Source organism: Pseudomonas shirazica, assembly GCF_015168335.1.
Lineage (GTDB): Bacteria > Pseudomonadota > Gammaproteobacteria > Pseudomonadales > Pseudomonadaceae > Aquipseudomonas > Aquipseudomonas asiatica.
The window spans coordinates 1945717-1963199 of record NZ_CP063456.1; the positions used below are offsets into that span (position 1 = coordinate 1945717).

The 17483-nt window shown below is 65.3% G+C and carries 20 protein-coding genes; 12 read left to right on the forward strand and 8 right to left on the reverse strand.

Annotation, left to right across the window (positions count from 1 at the left end; all coding sequences use genetic code 11):
* Window positions 1-67: 67 nt before the first annotated feature.
* The 4 genes from IMX18_RS08995 to IMX18_RS09010 are packed head-to-tail and all read left to right on the forward strand — an operon-like array spanning window position 68 to window position 3897.
* Window positions 68-1132 carry an acyl-CoA dehydrogenase family protein gene (locus tag IMX18_RS08995; RefSeq protein ID WP_217190143.1) on the forward strand — a complete coding sequence of 355 codons (1065 nt, stop codon included), beginning with the start codon at window positions 68-70 and terminating at the stop codon, window positions 1130-1132.
* A complete protein-coding gene (locus IMX18_RS09000) occupies window positions 1129-1950 on the forward strand; it encodes an ABC transporter ATP-binding protein (protein ID WP_054572569.1) in 822 nt (273 codons plus the stop codon). Before IMX18_RS08995 ends, IMX18_RS09000 begins: the two co-directional genes overlap by 4 nt.
* Window positions 1937-3142: an ABC transporter substrate-binding protein gene (locus tag IMX18_RS09005; protein ID WP_217190142.1), complete on the forward strand. Its 1206-nt coding sequence runs from the start codon at window positions 1937-1939 to the stop codon at window positions 3140-3142. The genes IMX18_RS09000 and IMX18_RS09005 overlap by 14 nt, the downstream gene beginning before the upstream one ends.
* Window positions 3142-3897, forward strand: coding sequence for an ABC transporter permease (locus tag IMX18_RS09010; RefSeq protein ID WP_102083669.1), 756 nt, complete (start codon window positions 3142-3144; stop codon window positions 3895-3897). Before IMX18_RS09005 ends, IMX18_RS09010 begins: the two co-directional genes overlap by 1 nt.
* A 97-nt stretch (window positions 3898-3994) precedes the next feature.
* Here IMX18_RS09010 and IMX18_RS09015 read toward each other — a convergent pair whose 3' ends face one another.
* Both IMX18_RS09015 and argC read right to left on the reverse strand, forming a co-directional pair.
* Window positions 3995-4681 carry a GNAT family N-acetyltransferase gene (locus tag IMX18_RS09015; protein WP_013973019.1) on the reverse strand — a complete coding sequence of 229 codons (687 nt, stop codon included), beginning with the start codon at window positions 4679-4681 and terminating at the stop codon, window positions 3995-3997.
* A gap of 79 nt (window positions 4682-4760) precedes the next feature.
* Window positions 4761-5702 carry an N-acetyl-gamma-glutamyl-phosphate reductase gene (gene argC / locus IMX18_RS09020; RefSeq protein WP_100413465.1) on the reverse strand — a complete coding sequence of 314 codons (942 nt, stop codon included), beginning with the start codon at window positions 5700-5702 and terminating at the stop codon, window positions 4761-4763.
* Window positions 5703-5810: 108 nt separating this feature from the next.
* Between argC and IMX18_RS09025 the strand changes: the two genes are divergently transcribed.
* The gene (locus tag IMX18_RS09025) at window positions 5811-6692 is read left to right on the forward strand and encodes a LysR family transcriptional regulator (protein WP_015270720.1); all 882 of its coding nucleotides are present in this window, start codon (window positions 5811-5813) and stop codon (window positions 6690-6692) included.
* Between the two features lie 115 nt (window positions 6693-6807).
* On the opposite strand, the gene IMX18_RS09030 is transcribed toward IMX18_RS09025, so the two are convergent.
* Both IMX18_RS09030 and IMX18_RS09035 read right to left on the reverse strand, forming a co-directional pair.
* Complete coding sequence (locus tag IMX18_RS09030; RefSeq protein ID WP_039615259.1) at window positions 6808-7014, reverse strand: tautomerase family protein; 207 nt, start codon at window positions 7012-7014, stop codon at window positions 6808-6810.
* Between the two features lie 18 nt (window positions 7015-7032).
* Window positions 7033-7767, reverse strand: coding sequence for an SDR family NAD(P)-dependent oxidoreductase (locus IMX18_RS09035; RefSeq protein WP_054572571.1), 735 nt, complete (start codon window positions 7765-7767; stop codon window positions 7033-7035).
* A 130-nt stretch (window positions 7768-7897) separates the two neighbouring features.
* Between IMX18_RS09035 and IMX18_RS09040 the strand changes: the two genes are divergently transcribed.
* A complete protein-coding gene (locus IMX18_RS09040; protein WP_054572572.1) occupies window positions 7898-8806 on the forward strand; it encodes a LysR family transcriptional regulator in 909 nt (302 codons plus the stop codon).
* A gap of 106 nt (window positions 8807-8912) precedes the next feature.
* Window positions 8913-9185 carry a hypothetical protein gene (locus tag IMX18_RS09045; protein WP_013973013.1) on the forward strand — a complete coding sequence of 91 codons (273 nt, stop codon included), beginning with the start codon at window positions 8913-8915 and terminating at the stop codon, window positions 9183-9185.
* Window positions 9186-9308: 123 nt separating this feature from the next.
* Here the strand turns inward: IMX18_RS09045 and IMX18_RS09050 are convergent, their stop codons facing one another.
* Complete coding sequence (locus tag IMX18_RS09050) at window positions 9309-9959, reverse strand: TIGR04211 family SH3 domain-containing protein (protein WP_015270716.1); 651 nt, start codon at window positions 9957-9959, stop codon at window positions 9309-9311.
* Between the two features lie 206 nt (window positions 9960-10165).
* On the opposite strand from IMX18_RS09050, the gene IMX18_RS09055 reads away from it, so the two are divergent.
* The gene (locus IMX18_RS09055; protein WP_015270715.1) at window positions 10166-10645 is read left to right on the forward strand and encodes a VOC family protein; all 480 of its coding nucleotides are present in this window, start codon (window positions 10166-10168) and stop codon (window positions 10643-10645) included.
* 66 nt (window positions 10646-10711) lie between these two features.
* Here the strand turns inward: IMX18_RS09055 and IMX18_RS09060 are convergent, their stop codons facing one another.
* Window positions 10712-12460 carry a BCCT family transporter gene (locus tag IMX18_RS09060; RefSeq protein WP_054572573.1) on the reverse strand — a complete coding sequence of 583 codons (1749 nt, stop codon included), beginning with the start codon at window positions 12458-12460 and terminating at the stop codon, window positions 10712-10714.
* A gap of 316 nt (window positions 12461-12776) precedes the next feature.
* Here IMX18_RS09060 and IMX18_RS09065 point away from each other — a divergent pair, with 316 nt between their 5' ends.
* The 4 genes from IMX18_RS09065 (at window position 12777) to IMX18_RS09080 (ending at window position 14950) form a co-directional block, all read left to right on the forward strand.
* Window positions 12777-13094, forward strand: coding sequence for a hypothetical protein (locus IMX18_RS09065; RefSeq protein ID WP_054572574.1), 318 nt, complete (start codon window positions 12777-12779; stop codon window positions 13092-13094).
* Between the two features lie 8 nt (window positions 13095-13102).
* A complete protein-coding gene (locus tag IMX18_RS09070) occupies window positions 13103-13303 on the forward strand; it encodes a DUF1289 domain-containing protein (RefSeq protein WP_003259230.1) in 201 nt (66 codons plus the stop codon).
* 50 nt (window positions 13304-13353) lie between these two features.
* Window positions 13354-13995 carry a LysE family translocator gene (locus IMX18_RS09075; protein WP_217190141.1) on the forward strand — a complete coding sequence of 214 codons (642 nt, stop codon included), beginning with the start codon at window positions 13354-13356 and terminating at the stop codon, window positions 13993-13995.
* 166 nt (window positions 13996-14161) lie between these two features.
* On the forward strand, window positions 14162-14950 hold the full coding sequence (locus IMX18_RS09080; RefSeq protein WP_015270712.1) for a substrate-binding periplasmic protein: 789 nt from the start codon (window positions 14162-14164) through the stop codon (window positions 14948-14950).
* A 129-nt stretch (window positions 14951-15079) separates the two neighbouring features.
* Here IMX18_RS09080 and IMX18_RS09085 read toward each other — a convergent pair whose 3' ends face one another.
* Together IMX18_RS09085 and IMX18_RS09090 are read right to left on the reverse strand one after the other, a co-directional pair.
* Window positions 15080-16099 (reverse strand): XdhC family protein, encoded by a 1020-nt coding sequence (locus IMX18_RS09085; protein ID WP_217190140.1) that lies wholly within the window; start codon window positions 16097-16099, stop codon window positions 15080-15082.
* A 26-nt stretch (window positions 16100-16125) separates the two neighbouring features.
* Window positions 16126-17469 carry a c-type cytochrome gene (locus IMX18_RS09090; RefSeq protein WP_217190139.1) on the reverse strand — a complete coding sequence of 448 codons (1344 nt, stop codon included), beginning with the start codon at window positions 17467-17469 and terminating at the stop codon, window positions 16126-16128.
* Window positions 17470-17483: the final 14 nt, after the last annotated feature.

Genomic DNA, 17483 nt, shown 5'->3' on the forward strand with positions numbered 1-17483 from the left:
TGTAGGAGCGGCCTTGTGCCGCGAATGGGCCGCCAGGCGGCCCCGGCGTTTTCAAAGGAGCAAGACCATGCAAGATTGTGCATTTCGACAATGGCTGGATGCCAATGCCGAGGCCATTGACCGGGGCCAATGCGAGCCGCAGCTGGTGCTGGCGCAAATCGCCGAGTCGCAGCTGCTGCGCGTCGGTGTCGACCCCGCCCAGGGCGGCACGGGCGGGCAGGTGACCGACGCGGTCGAGGCCATCGCCGCGATCGCCAGCCGCTCGCTGGCAGCGGCGTTCGTTTGCTGGGGCCAGCGCGCCTTCATCGAATACCTGTTGCACAGCCCCAACCAGCCCCTGCGCGAGCGCCTGCTGCCGCGCCTGCTGACTGGCGAACTGGCCGGCGCCACCGGGCTGTCCAACGCCATGAAGTTCCTGTCCGGCATCGAAGCGCTGCAGGTGCGTGGCCGCCCGCAAACCGATGGCTGGCAGCTGGAAGGGCGCCTGCACTGGGTGACCAACTTGCGCAAAAGCGGCTTCGTGGTGGCTGCGGCTATCGAAGATGAAGCCGGTGGTGCACCGTTCGTGCTGGCCATCCCGTCCGACGCACAGGGCCTGGAGCGTTCCGACGACCTGCAGCTGATGGGCCTGCAGTCAAGCAACACCGCAGCACTGGCCTTCCACCAAGTGCAATTGCAGCGTGGCTGGTTGCTGCACGAAAATGCCCGTGAGTTCCTGCCCCGGGTACGCCCGGCGTTCCTGGCGCTGCAGTGCGGCATGGCCATTGGCCTGGCGCGGCGGGCGCTGGCGGAAGTGCAGGCACACCTGCATGGCCGTGCCTCGTTCCTCGACGAAGCACGTCAGGTGCTCAGCGAACGCCTGGAAAACACCGTGAACGAGCTCAAGCAGGGCCTGCTCGATGGCCGCTTCCAGCAGCAGCCGGCAGCCTTGTTCAAGCTGCGCATCACCTTGGCCGAAAGCGCTGCCGACGCCGTGCAACTGGAGTTGCAGGCCAGTGGTGGCAAGGCCTACCTAAGCGAGTACGGTGAAGGCTTTGCCCGCCGCTGGCGCGAGTCGGCCTTCGTGCCGATCGTCACGCCCAGCCTGGTGCAGCTGCGCGCCGAACTGCAACGCCAGGCGGGCGCGGCATGAGCCCAGTGTTGCTCGAAGCCCGCGACATCAGCCTGGGCTACCCGCGCGAGGGTGGCTGGCAGGCGGTGCTGGCACAGTTCGACCTGCAGCTGGCACCCGGCGAAGTGGTGACCATCCTCGGCCCCAGCGGGGTCGGCAAGTCCAGCCTGCTGCGTGTGCTGGCCGGCCTGCAGCAGCCCCGCGGTGGCAGCGTGACCCTGCACGGCCAGCCGCTGCAGGGCCCGCACCCACGCCTGGCGGTGGCCTTCCAGGACCCGAGCCTGTTGCCCTGGTTGAACCTGGAGAAGAACGTCGCCTTCGGCCTGGACTTCGCCCGCCAGCCGAAACTTGCCGCCGCCGAACGGCGCGCACGCATCGACCATGCGATTGCCGCCGTGGGCCTGGCCCATGCCCGTGGCCAGTACCCGGCGCAGTTGTCCGGCGGCATGGCCCAGCGCACCGCGCTGGCCCGCTGCCTGGCCCGCCAGCCCGAAGTGCTGTTGCTCGACGAGCCGTTCGGCGCGCTGGATGAAGTGACCCGGGCCGACATGCAGCAACTGCTGCTGCAACTGATCGCCACCCACAACACGGCAGCGGTGCTGATCACCCACGATATCGACGAAGCCCTGCTGCTGTCCGACCGGGTCCTGCTACTGGGCAACCACCCAGCGCACACCCTCGGCCAGTGGCACATCGACCTGCCGCAACCACGGACGCAGCGGGTCGAGGAACTGGGCGCCTTGCGCATCGAAATCCTCAAAACCCTTCGGCGGGCAAGCCGCACAGTCGAACCTACCCCAACCCCGTTGCCCTCGGAGGCTGTCCATGTGCATGGATGACTGCTGTTCCTCTTCTTCGCGTCGCGATTTCCTCAAGCTCGGCGCCATGCTCACGGCCGCCGGAGCACTGCCGTTGCTGTCGAGCCTGCAGGCCCGGGCCGCCGCCGAGCCGGACGCGCCGGTGCGTATTGGCTACCTGCCGATCACCGACGCCACGCCACTGCTGGTGGCGCACAACAACGGCCTGTTCGAGGCCGAAGGCATCAAGGCCGAGCGCCCGGTGCTGCTGCGCAGCTGGGCGCAGGTGATCGAAGCGTTCATCTCCGGCCAGGTCAACGTCATCCACCTGCTGTCGCCGATGACCGTGTGGGCCCGCTACGCCAGCAAGGTGCCGGCCAAGGTGGTGGCCTGGAACCACGTGGGCGGTTCGGGGCTGACCGTGGCCCCGGACATCAGCGACATGAAACAGCTGGGCGGCAAGACCGTGGCCATCCCGTTCTGGTACTCGATCCACAACGTCGTGCTGCAACAGATGCTCAACGACAACGGCCTGACCCCGGTGTCGAAGCCGGCCAATGCGCCACTGGCCGGCAACGAAGTCAACCTGCTGGTGCTGCCGCCGTCCGACATGCCGCCTGCACTGGCCAGCAAGCGCATCGCTGGCTATATCGTCGCCGAGCCCTTCAACGCCCTGGCCGAGAACCTCAAGGTTGGCCGCGTGCAGCGCTTTACCGGCGATGTGTGGCGCAACCACGCCTGCTGCGTGGTGTTCATGCACGAGCATGACCTGAACAACCGCCCGGAGTGGTCGCAGAAGGTGGTCAACGCCATCGTCAAGGCCCAGCACTGGACCCGTGACCACCGCGCCGAGGCCGCTGCATTGTTGTCCAAGGCCGGCCCCAACAAGTACACCCCGCATGAACCAGCGGTGCTCGGCAAAGTGCTGGCACCGGCCGCCGAGGACCGGGCCGGTTATATTGCCAGTGGCGCCATTCGCCACCAGCAGTGGGACGAAAAGCGCATCGATTTCCAGCCTTACCCGTTCCCCAGCTACACCGAAGAACTGGTCAAGCGCCTGAAAACCACCTTGATCGAGGGCGACAGCGCGTTCCTGGCCGGCCTGGACCCGGCACAGACCGCCCGCGACCTGGTCGACGACCGCTTCGTGCGCAACGCCATTGCTACCGTTGGCGGGCCGTCGGTGTTCGGCATCGCCGATGACTTCGAGCGTAGCGAGGAGTTCGCGGTCTGATGCGCACGCATGTCGTTCATGCCGGCCTGGGGCTGGCCGGGTTGCTGGGTCTGTTGCTGCTGTGGTGGGCCGGTGTCGCGCTGTTCGGCCAGGCCGATGGCCTGTCGGCGCGCTTTTCGCCGGCAGCGACCCTGGCCAGCCTGGTCGAGTTGCTGGGGCAGGGCGAGGTGTACGGGCATATCTGGGTCAGCCTCAAACGTATCCTGGTCGGGCTGCTGCTGGCGCTGCTGATCGGCGTGCCGCTGGGCTTGCTGGTGGGCAGCTACCGGCACCTGGAGGCGGCGACCACGCCGGCGTTCCAGTTCCTGCGCATGATCTCGCCGCTGTCGTGGATGCCGGTGGTGGTGATGCTGATGGGCGTGGGGGACCAGCCTATCTACTTCCTACTGGCGTTTGCCGCATTGTGGCCGATCTTGTTGAACACGGCGGCCGGGGTAAGGCAGCTGGACCCACGCTGGTTGCAGTTGAGCCGCAGTTTGAGTGCCACGCGCCGGGAGACCTTGTGCAAGGTGATCGTGCCCGGGGTGATCGGCCATGTGCTGACCGGCGCGCGCCTGGCCATCGGCATCCTGTGGATCGTGCTGGTGCCGTGCGAAATGCTCGGGGTGAGTGCGGGGCTGGGGTACTTCATTCTCGATACCCGCGACCGGCTGGCGTATTCCGAGCTGATGGCGATGGTGCTGCTGATCGGGGTGCTGGGGTTTGTGCTGGATGCCCTGGCGCGTGGGCTGCATCGGCGCTGGGTGCATGGCTGAGGGGCCAGTGCGGCTTCTTCGCGGGCTTGCCCGCTCCCACAGTTTGGCCTTGTGACATCCCTGTGGGAGCGGGCAAGCCCGCGAACAGGCCCTTGGATCAATGCACGGTCTTGCGCTGCCGTACACACTCCTGGGCCTGAGCGGTCAGTTCGTCCAGCCGCTCATCCCGCATCTGTTCCGCTTCGATCATCGCATCCTCACCCTGCTGGTTGAGCAGGTAGGTATGGATCTGCATCACTTCCGCCGTCTGGTAGATCGGCGCAATATCCAGTCGCCCGATCAGCGCGCCGCTAGCCCGCCCGGTACTGCTCATCAGCACCTGCGGCCCATTGGCGGCCACCACTTGCATGCCCATCGCCTCGAACCACGGTACCTGGCTGGCAAAGGCATTCAGCTCGACGCAGGCATGGCGTGCCTGCAGGTCGCCCAGCAGGGCGCGGGCGATGCCCTGGCGACGATGGCTGGCGCGCACGGCCAGGAACGCCAGGGCGCAAGCCTGTTCATCGTCCTCGGCCGGCAGCGACAGGGCAAACCCCAGCAATTGGTCCGGCTCTTCGGCATCCAGCGCCAGGGTCAGCGCCACGGCCAGGCCTCGGGTGCCGTCCAGTGCTTGCAGGTACTGGTGCACTTCCATGCCAACGCCGTACTGGTACAGCGGGTACAGCGGGTTGTCGGCGCTGATGGCGACACTGCTCAGTTCGCCGACGTGGTGGATCACCAGTTCGCGGATCTGGTTCTGGAAAGATTCAGGCGGCACGCTGTCGAGGCGGCTCAGGATGAACATCGGGGGGCGGGCTCCGGCGGGTAGATGGACGGCCCGCGCCATGCGGGCGCGGGCTGTACAGTCTAACCGTTTTTGCCGATCAGCCTTGTACCTGCAATGCACCGAGCATCAGGTCGAGGTTCTGCACCGCCGCACCGGAGGCACCTTTGCCGAGGTTGTCGAACACTGCGGTCAGCAGCACCTGACCATGCTCAGGGTTGGCGTAAAGCGCCAGGCGCAGGTCGTTGCTGTCGTTCAACGCCTCGGGGTCGAGGTTCGGCGCCGCGCCGTGCTGGTGCAGGGGCATCAGCTGGACGTGGCGGGCACCCTGGTAGTGCTGCTGCAGGCAGGCCTGCAGCTGTTCGGCACTGACCTGGCCGGGCAGCAGGCGCAACTGCAGCGGGATGCTCAGCACGATGCCCTGGCGGTAGGCACCGTAACCGGGCATGAACATCGGCCGCGCCGACAGCCCGGCGTGCTGCTGGATTTCCGGCACATGCTTGTGCGCCAGTTCCAGGCCGTACAGTTGCAGGGCCGGGGTTTTGTCGGCGGCGGGCTGTTCATGCCGTTCGACTGCGGCGCGGCCACCACCGGAATAGCCGGAGATGGCGTGGATGTTCAGCGGGTAGTCCGCTGGCAGCAGGCCGGCCTTGACCAGTGGGCGCAACAGGGCGATGGCGCCGGTGGGGTAGCAGCCGGGATTGCTGACGCGCTTGCTCTGCGCGATGCGCTCGGCTTGCTGCTCGTCGAGCTCCGGCAGGCCATAGACCCAGCCTGGGCTGGTGCGGTGCGCGGAGCTTGCGTCGATCACCCGCACTTGCGGGTTGTGGATCGCCGCCACGGCCTCGCGGGCAGCATCGTCGGGCAGGCACAGCAGGGCGATGTCGGCGCTGTTGATTGCCTCGCGGCGGCGTTGCGGGTCTTTGCGTTCGGCTTCGGGCAGGGTCAGCAGGCGCAGATCGCTGCGGCCTTGCAGCCGGGCATGGATCTGCAGGCCGGTGGTGCCTTGGTCACCGTCGATGAAGACAACAGGTGTGTGCATGGTCAAAGTCCGGTCGGGTAGGGATGGCCTATGCTCGCTTGTGGCTCTGGTAAAGAAAATTTGAATATGATGATCGATATATTCATCTTTTCTGAACGAGATTGGCCCATGCGCGAAATCAGCCTCGATCGCCTCCGCACCTTGGTGGTCATCTCCGACCTGGGCTCGTTTGCCGAAGCCGCCCGCCAGCTCAACCTGGCACCGCCCACCATCAGCCTGCACGTGGCCGAGCTGGAAGCGCGCATTGGCGCACCGTTGCTCACCCGCACCCGCGGCCAGGTGCGGCCCACGGTCATCGGCGAAACCCTGCTGGCCCGTGCCCGGCGCCTGCTGGCCGACGCCGACCTGGCGCTGGATGAAGTGCGCCGGCAGGTCGAGGGCCTGACCGGCCGGGTGCGCCTGGGCGCCTCCACCGGTGCCATCGCCCACTTGCTGCCGCAGGCGCTGGAGCACCTGCGTACGGTGCACCCAGGGATCGATGTGCAGGTCCAGGTGCTGACCTCCCAGGCCTCGCTGGCGCGCTTGCGCGAGGGCACGCTGGATATCGGCCTGGTGGCCTTGCCACAGGTGTCTGGTAAAGGGCTTGCGGTTACGCCCTGGCGGCGCGACCCGATCCTGGCCTACGTGCCGGCCGACTGGCAGCCACCGGCCAAGGTTACGCCGGCCTGGCTGGCGCAGCGGGCGTTGATCCTCAACGACAGCAGCACCCAGCTTTCGCGGGTGACCGGCGAGTGGTTCGCGGCAGCGGGGTTGTACCCTGAGCCGCGAATCGAGCTGAACTACAACGATGCGATCAAGAGCCTGGTCGGGGCCGGGTATGGAGCGACATTGCTGCCGCAGGAGGGGGAGTCGGCCGAGCTGGACCGGCGCATTGCCCGCCGGCCGCTGCGGCCGGGGTTGTGGCGGCAACTGGGCATTGCCTGCCGGGAAGGGCAGGTGGAGCGGGCCACGGGGTATGTGTTGCAGGCGTTGGAGCGGTTGCGCCAGTGAGGGCCCTGGGGGCTGCTTTGCAGCCCTTTCGCGACACAAGGCCGCTCACATGGGAACGCGACCTCTTGTAGGAGCGGCCTTGTGTCGCGAAAGGGCCGCACAGCGGCCCCAAGCTTCAACCCCGCTCTCGGGCCCGCACCGCAGTCACTGTCTCGCCGCCAACCCCCCAGTTATCGGTTGGCACCTCCTCGATCACCACAAAGGTACTGGCCGGCGGCTTGCCCAGCACCTGCTCCAGCATGCGGGTCGTCTGTTCGATCAGTTGGCGCTTGTGCTCAGCACTGACGCCTTCATCGGTCACGCGAATATGGACATAAGGCATGGTTGCTCGCTCCTCTGTTCAATGCCAGGTGCCAGCGGTGCTACCGCCATCCACCGGCAGGATCACGCCGCTGACGAAGCGTGAGTCGGCCAGGTACAACACTGCATCCACGACATCCTGTGGCGAGCCGGTGCGGCCGCTGGGTGACAGCGCGCCCATGCCTTGCGTATTGCCGCCATGCAGCGGTGTATCGATGATCCCCGGTGCCACCGCATTCACCTGCACGCCGCTGGCTGCCAGTTCAAGTGCCAGGCCTTTCACCGCCTGGTTCAGGCCACCCTTGACCAGTACCGGCAGCAGGGCCGGCACGCGGGTGTCCGGTTGCAAGGCAATGGAGGCGGTGATGGCGATGATCTGCCCATGCCCTTGCCTGGTCATGATCCGCGCCGCTTCCTGGGCCGGGTAGAAGAAGCCCTTGAGGTTGGTGCCGACCAGGGCGTCGACATCCGCTTCGCTGTACTCGGCAAACGGCTTGGCAATGAAGATGCCGGCGTTGTTGATCAGCAGGTCGACCCCGCCAAAGGCTTGCTCGGCGCTGGCGAACAGGCGCTGGGCCGTGCCCTGCTCGGCGATGTCGCCAGCCACGCCGATGAAGCGCGATGGGTTGCCGAGGCGGGCGGCGGCTTGCTCAAGGCGGGCCTGGCTGCGGGCGTTGCCGACCACGTTGTCGCCGCGTTCGAGGAAGGCCTCGGCCAGGGCGAAACCCAGGCCGCTCGAGGCCCCGGTAATGATGACGGTGCGTGGCGTGTTCATGTGCATGTGCATAATCTCCAGTGAAGTGAGCCATGGGCTCGGTGTGAAGCCACTGTAGGTTGCAATCAGCACTTGAAAAATGAGGCGCTGGGCATTTCAATCGATACATCATGTAATCAATCGAGCCGACATGACCCGCCATTTCGATGACCTGCAACTGGGCAGCCTGGAACTGTTCTGCCTGGCCGCCGACAGCGGCAGCTTCACCGCTGCGGCCACGGAAGCCGGCGTTACCCCGGCGGCGGTCAGCCGCAGCGTGGCGCGCCTGGAAGAGCGCCTGGGTGTGCGCCTGTTCGTCCGCACCACCCGGCAGATGCGCCTGTCCGCAGCCGGCCAGGCCTACTATCAGCAATGCCGGCAGGCACTGGGGCAGTTGGTGGAGGCCGAGCGCCAGGTCACGGGCGGGCAGGTCGAGCCGAGCGGTCTGCTGCGTATCAGTGCACCCACGCCCTATGCTCATCACCGGCTGTTGCCGCTGCTGCCGCGGTTTCGCCAGCGCTACCCCAAGGTGCAGGTGGATGTGCATGTCAGCAACCGCAACGTCGACTTTGCCGAGGAGCCGTTCGACCTGGCCATTCGTGGCCGCGAGCCGGCCGATTCGCGGCTGGTGGCGCGTCGCCTGGAAGATGCCGAACTGGTGGTGGTGGCCACGCCGGGCTACCTGGCCCGTGCCGGCACGCCACGAACACCGCACGACTTGCTGCAACATGAGTGCATCCAGTTCGAACTGCCCAGCAGTGGCCGCCGCCCGCCGTGGAGCTTCCTTCAGGATGGCCAGCAGGTGGAGATCGAAACCCAGGGTGGGTTCACCTGCCTGGGCGACTTCCTCGCCACCGCCACGCTGGTGCGCCACGGCGGCGGGCTGATGCAGGCTTACCGCTTTACCGTGCAGGACGCACTGGCCAGTGGCGAACTGGTGGAAGTACTCGCCGAGTTTGGCGGCACCTCGCGGCCGTTCATGCTGATCTACCCCCAGGCCCGGCACATGCCGTTGCGGGTGCGGGTGTTCATCGATTTCCTGTTTGCCGAGGGGGCATAGCCCCCGGGCTGAGCCGAGGCGCCGGGGCGTATGGCCGACTATGCTGTTTGCTGCGTCGAGCCAGTGTCATCTCGACGACCCCTCAGGTTTTCCAGGAGAACGCTCCATGAAATCCACTAAATGCATACCTTTGCTGGTGATTGCCTCGGTCCTCAGTTTTGCCGCACACGCAGACCCGGCGAGCAACTGTGCGGCCAAGATCAAGGAGCTTGAGGATTTCGAAAAGGCCAGTGGCCAGGCAATGCATGGCGGCATGGCCCATGACTTCAAAGTCCACTTGCAAAATGCCAAGGATGCTCAGAGCAAGGGCGATATGACTCAGTGTCAGGCCTCGGCGGACCAAGCCAAGACTATTTACAACAAGGCACGTAGCAAGTAAGCCCTTGCTGGCCTCTTCGCGGGTAAACCCGCTCCTACAGTATCTCCAACAGGCTCAAGGCCAGCGTGGTTACTGTGGGAGCGGGTTTACCCGCGAAGAGGCCAGCGCAGGCTGGCGCCGTCTTCAGAACCAGCGATCGTTCTTCCTGCGCCCACGGGTCAGCGACGGCAGGATCAGCCCCGCCAGCAAGCCCGCGCCGGCAATGCTGCCGCCATACACCATGTAGCGCATCATCACCTGCTTGTTCTCGTCCCCCAGGCGTGCCTGGGTATCGCGCAGCTGCGACTGGCTCTGGTCGAGCTGTTCATTCAGCGCCTTGTTGCGTGCTTCCAGTTCGTCGATCAGCTTCTTGCGTGAATCGAGGGTTTCCTGCATGCCCTGTACGCGATTCTTCCAGCTGTCGTCGATGTTCTTCAGCTGCCCGGTCAGGTCCGCGACCTGGGCATCGAGCTGCGGCAGGCGCTCGCCCTGGCCTGGCACCGACTGCAGGTCGTTGCTGAGAATCCACACCACATCGCCGTTCTGCCCGCGCACCTGGCTGTAGTTGCCCTGGCTGCCGATCAGGGTCAGCTTCTGCCCGGACTTGAGCGTACCGACAATGCGGTGGCCATCGGTGGGGCCGCTGCGCACGTAGGTGCTCAGGCTGTCGCTGACCCAGCGTGCATCGCTGGCAGGCTCTTCGGCGTGCACCGGTGCGGCAAGGGCCACCAGGGTGGCGATCAGGCCGCCGCGCAGGGCAGTGAGGGCGGAAGCAGTTGGGCGGGAATCGGGCATGTTGGGTCTTCGCTGAAACAGGACAAAAAGTAGGCCCGGTGACTGGGCCGATGAACCGGTCGGTGGGTTGACCGTCAGCGAAAGACCGTTTTTTTGTCAGCAGGTTCACTACCTGATGTCGGAAATGTCTGCAGGATGTTGCAGGACTTCAACCGGCGACTGTGAGACTAGACTCAAAGGCTCAGACCCTTTCTTGGAACAAGACCATGACAGCCAAGAACACAATCTGCCTCTGGTACGACAACGACGCCGAGGAGGCCGCGAACTTTTACGCCAGCGTCTTCCCTGACACGACAGTGATAGCGGTGCATCAGGCACCTGCTGATTATCCATCCGGGAAACAGGGTGACGTGATTACCGTGGAGTTCAGCGTCATGGGTATTCCCTGCGTGGGGCTCAACGGAGGCAAGGCCTTCACGCATTGCGAGGCGTTTTCATTCCAGGTCAGCACCGAGGACCAGGCCGAGACCGACCGCTTGTGGGATGCCATTGTCGGCAACGGCGGGGAGGCCAGTGTCTGCGGCTGGTGCAAGGATAAATGGGGGATTTCGTGGCAGATCACCCCGCGCATCCTCATCGAAGCCATCGGCCACCCCGACCGGGCGGCGGCCAAGCGGGCGTTTGATGCCATGATGCAGATGGGCAAGATCGATGTGGCCAGGATAGAGGCGGCGTTGAAGGGCTGATCACGGCAGTGAAGGCATCTTGATCGGGGGCTGCGCAGCAGCCCCCGATTCCACAAACTTGCCAGGTCAGTTGCCGGTCACTTCGGCCTCTGCCGACGCCGGCTTGGTCGAAGTCTTCTTCTCCTGCACCACGATGTAGAACTCTTCGCCATGCTTCACCGCGCCATACAGCACGGCCTTCTCGATCAGTTCGTTGCCGCGCAGGTGGCGCAGCATCATCGGGTCCTTGCGCAGGTCGCGGTACAGCGCAAGGCACAGCAGCACCATCACCACCACGAACGGCAGGGCCACGACGATGGTCAGGTTCTGCAGGCCGGTCAGTGCCTCGCCGGGGTCGCGCGGGTCGCCGATTGCCAGCATGATCGCCGCCACCGTACCGGTCAGCGCACCCCAGAAGATCACCGTACGCCGCGATGGCGTGGTGGTGCCGTGTTCCGACAGCGTGCCCATCACCAGCGAGGCCGCGTCGGCACCGGAGACGAAGAAGATACCCACCAGAACCATCACCAGCACTGATGTCGCCGAGGCCAGCGGGTAGCTGTCCAGCAACTGGTACAGCGCGTGGTTGCTGTTGACCGCACCATTGGCCAGCTGGAAGGCGCCTTCACGCAGGGCGTCGATACCCGCGCCGCCAAAGATGGTGAACCACACCAGGCTGACCAGGCTCGGTACCAGCAGCACCCCGGTAACGAACTGGCGGATGGTGCGGCCGCGGCTGATGCGGGCGATGAACATGCCCACGAACGGCGTCCAGGAAATCCACCAGGCCCAGTAGAATACGGTCCAGCCGGCCAGCCAGTTGTTCATCTGTTCACCGCCGCTGGCGTTGGTACGGGCCATCATTTCCGGCAGCATCTTGACGTAGATGCCGATCGAGGTTGGCAGCAGGTTGAGCATCAGCAGGGTCGGGCCGACCATGAACACGAACACCGCCAGCACCAGCGCCAGCACCATGTTGGTGTTGGACAGCCACTGGATGCCCTTGCCGATGCCCGACACCGCCGAGGTGACGAAGGCGATGGTCAGCAGGGTGATGATCGAGATGTAGAACAGCTTGCCGGGGCTTTCGATCCAGCCGTTGTACTCCAGGCCACCGGCAATCTGCAGCGCGCCCAGGCCCAGCGAGGCCGCCGAGCCGAACAGCGTGGCGAAGATCGCCATCATGTCGATCAGGCGGCCGAGCGGGCCGTTGGCATGCTTGCCGATCAACGGCCGGAAGGCGGCGGAAATCAGCTGCGAGCGGCCGCGGCGGAAGGTGCCATAGGCAATCACCAGGCCGACGATGGCGTACATGGCCCAGGGGTGCAGGGTCCAGTGGAACAACGTTGTGGCCATGGCCACCTGCATCGCTTCGCTGGACTGCCCGGTGGCCGTCCCTGGTGGTGGCGATACATAGTGCGACAGCGGTTCGGCAACGCCGAAGAACATCAGGCCAATGCCCATGCCGGCGCTGAACATCATCGCCACCCAGGACACCGTGCGGAATTCTGGCTGTTCGCCATCACGGCCCAGCGGGACCCGACCGTACCGGCTGGCGGCGAGCCACAGCACGAACACCACGAACAGCGTGGAGGTAAGCACGAAGAACCAGCCGAAGTTGAGAATGACCCAGGATTGCGCGCTGGAGGCGCTGCTGGCGAGGCTTGCCTGGTTGAGGAAGCCCCAGAGGACGAAAGCGATGGCCAGGAGGCTGGTGAAACCAAAGACGATCCAGTCGAGCTTGCCCTCGAAACGCCGGTCCTGGCGTGCTTCCGCGGTTTTCGAGGGATCCGTCACGCCAAGGTCGAGCGTTTCGGTGATGTGTTCCTTTGCCATGAATGATGAGGCCCCTTTCTGGCTTACCGGCTGGTGCAGGCTTGTAGTTTTGTGTGGGCTACCGAGTTCGATGACTGCCTCGGCGGGGAGATTGCTGGCGGGATTATCCTGCGCACTAAACGGCGGCTCCTGTCCCGATAACGCCCCGGGACGTCCATTGCGCGACCTGCCAGATACTTTTAGTTCTGGGGGCGATGGCCCTTTCTGCCTCGGGTTCTGGTACCCTGTGGGCATTACCCAGGCCTGCACATCCGGGCATCGTAGAAGCGCTGCCGCTTGTGGGCCTGGCCGTACCAGGAAACGGAGATTCGTCCAGATGGCCACTGACCGTGTGAGCCTGATTCATTTCGATAAATTGAGCATGAGCCCTGCCGCTGCCGATCGGTTCCAGAAAGCCCTCGACGCGCTGGAAGCGCTCAAGCTGCAGGACCGTTACGTGTATCTCATCGCTCCTTATCTGGGTGATATCGCTGACGCCTCCGACCTCGAGCAACTGGCCACCGCCCTGGAACAGGGCTTGCGCGTGGTCGACGAGCTGCTGGCTGCCAGGTCGGTCACCAAGGTCAAGGCCGAAGAAGTACGCCAGGTGTTCCACGCCGCCGCCGAGCGCGCGCAGGCTGAAATGCCCGGCTGAGTGGCGGCATGGCCAAAGACATCGACAACCCCTGCGTCTCGCTGTGCCAGCTCAATAGCGAGCTGTGCGTGAGCTGCGGTCGCAGCCGTGACGAAATTCGCAAATGGCGGGGCATGAAGCGCCCCGAGAAGATGGCCACCGTGCAGCGGGCGGCAACGCGGATGAAGGCTATCGCCAAGAAGGCGGCCAAACGGCAGAATGGCGACTGAGCCTGCGCACCCTGTGCGCAATTTTTCCTGATTGTCTGACGAGCCTGAAAATGGATTCTCACTCGCTGTTTGCCTTTACCCTGGTCGCTGCCATCGCGATCGCCAGCCCCGGCCCTGCCACCCTGATGGCCATCAACAACAGCCTTGCCCATGGCCAGCGCAGCGCGATCTGGTCGTCGCTGGGCAATGGCTCGGGCCTGTTCTGCCTGTCGGCAGCCGCCATGCTGGGGCTGGGCGCGCTGCTGGCCAGTTCCGAAATGCTGTTCAACGCCTTGAAGATCCTGGGGGCGGGCTACCTGTTCTATCTGGGCGCGCGGCAATTGCTGAAAAAGAGCCCGATGCTGGCGCAGGGCGACGCAGAGGGTGTGGCCAAGGTTCGGCCCACGCCGCTGAAGCTATACAAGTCGGCCTTCCTCACGGCAGTGACCAACCCCAAGGCGACCATGTTCTTCACCGCGCTGTTCCCGCAGTTCATCGACCAGGGGGCGGCGCTGTTGCCGCAGTTCCTGATCCTGACCGGGATATTCGTAGCGTTGTCGCTGGTTTCGCTGAGCCTGTATGCCGCACTGGCGGCGCGGGCCAAGGGCGTGCTGACCCGGCCGTCCCTGTCGCGCTGGGTGAGCCGGGTGGTGGGCACCACCTTTATCGGCTTTGGCGCGGCGATCCTGGCGATGCGCCGGCAGGGGGCCTGAAGTACGAGGGGCGCTCCATCTGGCCGATAAAAGGCCAACCTGATGGCCATACATGGTCCAGACTGTCTGCAGCACGCACAGATGGGTGCTGCAGTCGACCACAGGACGTGGCAACCATTGGCCACCGCTCCGGGTCTGCGGATGTCACATGTGCCGAGGGTTGTCGATGATCGAGCGCTGCTTTCGCCACGCCTTGCTGCTGTTGCCGTGCCTGCTGCTGCCGCTGGCGGCGGTAGCGCATGAGGAATGCCGGCGGCTGACTGCCACCGGCAACCCGGAATACCCCCCCTACCTGTGGCGCGACCCGCAAAACCCCCAGCAACTGATCGGTGCCAATGCCGATCTGCTCAAGTACCTGGGCAAGCAACTGGGGCTGGAAATCGAGGTGGTCTACGGCGGGCCGTGGTCGCGCGCCCAGGAAGAAGTGCGCACGGGCCGGATCGACCTGATGGCCGGGTACTTCCTGACCAAGACCCGTCAGCAGCAGATGGACTTCATTACCCCGGCATTCCTGTATACCCCAAGTGTTATCTGGGTGCGCCAGGACAATACCTTTGCCTACCAGCAATGGGCCGACCTGAAGGGCCGCAAAGGCGGCACGCTGGTCAACAACAGCCACGGCCAGCAGTTCGACGACTACGCCAGGACCAACCTCACCCTCGAAGCGGTACCCGGTGCCAGGCAGGCATTCGAGAAGTTGATGCACAAGCGCAGCGATTACGTGGTGTACGAGCAGTATCCCGGCTTGGCGCTGGCACGCACCTTGGGGATTGCCGACAATTTACAGGTGCTGGAGCCACCGGTATCCAGCGAAGGGCTGTACCTGGCGCTTTCGCATGACTCGCCCTGCAATCAGCCGAAGCTGCGTGAGGCACTGACAAGGGAGATGGAAAAGATCGTTGCCGGGGCATTGCCGGAGCAACTGCTGCAGCAAAACCTGGAGCGTTGGCAATAGCAGCCTGGTATGCGGTCCCTTGTAGGAGCGGCCTTGTGTCGCGATGGGGCGCGCAGCGGCCCCTGTTTTCAGCTTCGCCGCAGATATCGCCGGGGCCGCTTCGCGCCCCATCGCGACACAAGGCCGCTCCTACAGGGACCGGGCCAGTTGCTCGGCTTCCTTGGCCCGGGTCACGCTGACTGCGCCGGGCAGGGTGACATCGTTCTTCGCCGCGAGGATCTCGGCCATGACGCTGACGGCAATCTCGGCCGGGGTCTTGCTACCGATATAAATGCCGATAGGGCCGTGCAGGCGCCGCAACGACGCTTCGCTTTCGCCAAAGTGTTCGATCAGGCGCTCGCGGCGCAGCTGGCTGTTGCGCCGTGAGCCGATGGCACCGATATAGAACGCCGGGCTGTGCAGCGCTTCGAGCAGTGCCAGGTCGTCCAGCTTGGGGTCGTGGCTGACAGCGACGATGGCGCTGCGCAGGTCCGGGGCAAAGGCGCGGACGACGTCGTCCGGCATGCCGGCAAGGTGGTTGACGCCGGCAACGTTCCAGCCTGCCGTGTACTCGGGGCGCGGGTCGCACAGTGAAACGCTGAAGCCATTGAACAGGGCCATGGTCGCCAGGTATTCGGCCAGCGCGCCGGCACCGATCAACAGCAGGCGGTAGCCGGGGCCGAGGGTGCTGAGCATGTGCTGGCCATCGAAGCTGAACAGCTCGGGCGTGGTGGTGGCGCTGAGGCTGGCTTTGCCGCTGCGCAGGTCGAGCCCACGCCGTACCAGGTTGCCGCCGTCGAGGCCGGCGAGCAGTTGCTCGAGGTGTGGCAGCGACGGGGCGAACTCCAGCACCAGTTCGAGGGTGCCGCCACAGGGCAGGCCGAAGCGGTGGGCCTCGTCGGCACTGACACCATAGCGCACCACCTGGGGCAGGCCGCTGGGCATGCCGGGGCCGGCGTAGGCACTGGTGTAGCGGTGAATGAGGTCGTCCTCGATGCAGCCGCCAGAGACACTGCCAACCACACGGCCGTCGCTGCGCAGGGCCATCATCGAGCCCACCGGGCGGGGGGAGGAACCCCAGGTGCGGGCGACCGTGGCGAGCAGGGTGCGATGGCCGGCGGCGAGCCAGTCTCGGGTGGTGCGCAGGACCAGCAGGTCGATGCTTTCCATGGGTACTCCGGTACAGCCACCAAGTTTCAGCGCATATGCAAAATGATCGGGCTACTGCTGGCCGGGTCGGTGTGCCCACGCAACTTGCCTACCGCCTGCGCATTCACTGGCCCACCATTGTTCCCCCAGGCACTGCGCACGAAACCCAGCACATCAGCAATTTCCTGGTCACTCAACTGCTCACGGAAGGCCGGCATGCGATAGGCATCGGGCAACCCGGCCGTCACCACCCGCTGCGAACCATTGAGGGTGATGTTGATCGCCGAGGCGTCTTCCTTGGCCAGTGCCGAAGTAGCGCCGGCCAAAGGCGGCATCCATTCGGCCTGGCCCTTGCCGTCCATGCCGTGGCACGACGCACAGCGGGTTACATAGGTATGCGCCCCAGGGCTGTCGAGCCGCGCCGCCGTTGTTTCGGCTTGGTACTGCCACGGCTCACCGTCGCGTTGCGGGTCGCCGGGCAGCGACTTCAGGTAGCGGGCAATGGCCGCCAGGTCGTCGTCACTCATGAACTGCGTGGAGTTGTTGAATGCCTCGGTCATCGAGCCGAATACCACCGCATGACGGTTGCGCCCGGTCTTGAGGAACTGCGCGATCTCGGCCTCGCTCCAGCGCCCCAGCCCGGTGTTGGGGTCGGCTCGCAGGCTCGGTGCATACCAGCCATCGAGCAGTGCGCCAGCTAGGAACGGCTTGCCGCTGTCATCCAGGGCCTTTTCGTTGAAGGCCAGGCCGCGCGGCGTATGGCAGCTGCCACAGTGGCCTGGGCCCTGGACGATGTAGGCGCCGCGGTTCCACTGGGCATCCTGCCCGGCCTGGTTGGTGTAGGGCGTGGTGGCGGCGAACAGGCCGTTCCACAAGGCGATGGGCCAACGCAGGTTCAGCGGCCAGGGAATGTCGCTGGCCAGGTTGGCCTGTTGCACCGGCTGCACGCCTTGCATGAAAAAGGCATACAGCGCCTTTACATCGTCATCGCTGAGCTTGGCGTAGGACGGGTAGGGCATGGCCGGGTACAGCCGTCGGCCATCGGGGGCTACGCCGTGGCGCACGGCACGGTCGAAGTCGGCCAGGCTGTAGCCACCGATGCCGGTGTCGCGGTCGGGGGTGATGTTGGTGGCGTGGATTGCCCCCAGCGGGGTGGCCATTTCCAGCCCGCCGGCGAACGGTTTGCCGTCCGCCAGGCTGTGGCAGGCCACGCAGTCGCTGAGGCGGGCCACGTATTCGCCACGGCTGACCAGCGCCGGGTCGGCAGCGGTGGCTTGCGTACCGGCAAATGGCGAGGCGGGCTCACGGGTGACGTACCAGGCCAGCAGGCCTGCCGCGACCAGGCACGGCAGCGCCAGCCAGCCAGCGGTTCTTGCGAAACGGTGGGTCATGGGGCGTCCTTGTG

Excerpts from the sequence above, each read along its gene's own strand:
- IMX18_RS09060 (WP_054572573.1), bottom strand. The coding sequence starts at position 12,460 with ATGGCAAAGGAACACATCACCGAAACGCTCGACCTTGGCGTGACGGAT.
- IMX18_RS09030 (WP_039615259.1), bottom strand. The coding sequence starts at position 7,014 with ATGCCTTATGTCCATATTCGCGTGACCGATGAAGGCGTCAGTGCTGAG.
- IMX18_RS09085 (WP_217190140.1), bottom strand. The coding sequence starts at position 16,099 with ATGGAAAGCATCGACCTGCTGGTCCTGCGCACCACCCGAGACTGGCTC.
- IMX18_RS09035 (WP_054572571.1), bottom strand. The coding sequence starts at position 7,767 with ATGAACACGCCACGCACCGTCATCATTACCGGGGCCTCGAGCGGCCTG.
- IMX18_RS09075 (WP_217190141.1), top strand. The coding sequence starts at position 13,354 with ATGGATTCTCACTCGCTGTTTGCCTTTACCCTGGTCGCTGCCATCGCG.
- IMX18_RS09005 (WP_217190142.1), top strand. The coding sequence starts at position 1,937 with ATGTGCATGGATGACTGCTGTTCCTCTTCTTCGCGTCGCGATTTCCTC.
- IMX18_RS09040 (WP_054572572.1), top strand. The coding sequence starts at position 7,898 with ATGACCCGCCATTTCGATGACCTGCAACTGGGCAGCCTGGAACTGTTC.
- IMX18_RS09065 (WP_054572574.1), top strand. The coding sequence starts at position 12,777 with ATGGCCACTGACCGTGTGAGCCTGATTCATTTCGATAAATTGAGCATG.
- IMX18_RS09055 (WP_015270715.1), top strand. The coding sequence starts at position 10,166 with ATGACAGCCAAGAACACAATCTGCCTCTGGTACGACAACGACGCCGAG.
- argC (WP_100413465.1), bottom strand. The coding sequence starts at position 5,702 with ATGCACACACCTGTTGTCTTCATCGACGGTGACCAAGGCACCACCGGC.
- IMX18_RS09000 (WP_054572569.1), top strand. The coding sequence starts at position 1,129 with ATGAGCCCAGTGTTGCTCGAAGCCCGCGACATCAGCCTGGGCTACCCG.
- IMX18_RS09070 (WP_003259230.1), top strand. The coding sequence starts at position 13,103 with ATGGCCAAAGACATCGACAACCCCTGCGTCTCGCTGTGCCAGCTCAAT.
- IMX18_RS09045 (WP_013973013.1), top strand. The coding sequence starts at position 8,913 with ATGAAATCCACTAAATGCATACCTTTGCTGGTGATTGCCTCGGTCCTC.
- IMX18_RS09050 (WP_015270716.1), bottom strand. The coding sequence starts at position 9,959 with ATGCCCGATTCCCGCCCAACTGCTTCCGCCCTCACTGCCCTGCGCGGC.
- IMX18_RS09015 (WP_013973019.1), bottom strand. The coding sequence starts at position 4,681 with ATGTTCATCCTGAGCCGCCTCGACAGCGTGCCGCCTGAATCTTTCCAG.
- IMX18_RS09080 (WP_015270712.1), top strand. The coding sequence starts at position 14,162 with ATGATCGAGCGCTGCTTTCGCCACGCCTTGCTGCTGTTGCCGTGCCTG.
- IMX18_RS08995 (WP_217190143.1), top strand. The coding sequence starts at position 68 with ATGCAAGATTGTGCATTTCGACAATGGCTGGATGCCAATGCCGAGGCC.
- IMX18_RS09025 (WP_015270720.1), top strand. The coding sequence starts at position 5,811 with ATGCGCGAAATCAGCCTCGATCGCCTCCGCACCTTGGTGGTCATCTCC.
- IMX18_RS09090 (WP_217190139.1), bottom strand. The coding sequence starts at position 17,469 with ATGACCCACCGTTTCGCAAGAACCGCTGGCTGGCTGGCGCTGCCGTGC.
- IMX18_RS09010 (WP_102083669.1), top strand. The coding sequence starts at position 3,142 with ATGCGCACGCATGTCGTTCATGCCGGCCTGGGGCTGGCCGGGTTGCTG.